The organism is Aeromicrobium sp. Leaf272, from assembly GCF_001422865.1.
Classification (GTDB): domain Bacteria; phylum Actinomycetota; class Actinomycetes; order Propionibacteriales; family Nocardioidaceae; genus Aeromicrobium.
This window is the reverse complement of sequence record NZ_LMMY01000009.1, coordinates 666,709-667,499: the sequence shown is the minus strand read 5'-3', so window position 1 is coordinate 667,499 and position 791 is coordinate 666,709. Positions and strand designations below refer to the sequence as shown.

Annotated in this window: 1 protein-coding gene; it reads left to right on the top strand. The window is 70.9% G+C overall.

Going from position 1 to position 791, the window contains the following annotated elements; genetic code table 11:
* Positions 1-791 (top strand): serine hydroxymethyltransferase (gene glyA, locus ASF38_RS17055; RefSeq protein WP_235497403.1); only part of this gene is annotated, 791 nt, incomplete at both ends.

Sequence of the window (791 nt, the reverse complement as noted above, 5' to 3'; positions counted from 1 at the left end):
CGTCGACGAGGTCGAGCAGATCGCGATCGACCGGCTGAAGCAGCTGTTCGACGCGGACTACGCGAACGTCCAGCCGCACTCGGGCGCCAGCGCCAACGCCGCCGTGCTGCACGCGATCGCCCGCGCGGGCGACACGATCATGGGTCTGGACCTCGCCAACGGCGGCCACCTGACGCACGGCATGAAGATCAACTTCTCCGGGCGGCTGTACGAGGTCGTCCCGTACCACGTGGACGACGCCGGTCTGGTCGACATGGACGAGGTCCGCAGCCTCGCCCGCGAGCACTCGCCCAAGGTCATCATCGCCGGCTGGTCGGCCTACCCCCGTCAGCTCGACTTCGCCGCGTTCCGCGAGATCGCCGACGAGGTGGGTGCCTACCTGTGGGTCGACATGGCGCACTTCGCGGGCCTGGTCGCGGCCGGCCTGCACCCGTCGCCGCTGCCGCACGCGCACGTCGTCTCGAGCACCACGCACAAGACGCTCGGTGGTCCCCGCGGCGGCGTGATCCTGTCCAACGACCCCGAGCTGGTCAAGAAGCTCCAGTCCGCGGTGTTCCCCGGCCAGCAGGGCGGCCCGCTCGAGCACGTCATCGCCGCCAAGGCCGTCGCCTTCAAGATGGCGCTCGAGCCCGACTTCAAGGACCGCCAGCAGCGCACCATCGAGGGCGCGCAGATCCTGGCCGAGCGGCTGCTCGCCGACGACGCCCGTGAGGCCGGCGTGCAGGTGCTGTCCGGCGGCACCGACGTCCACCTCGTGCTGGTGGACCTGCGCGACAGCGAGCTCGACGGCC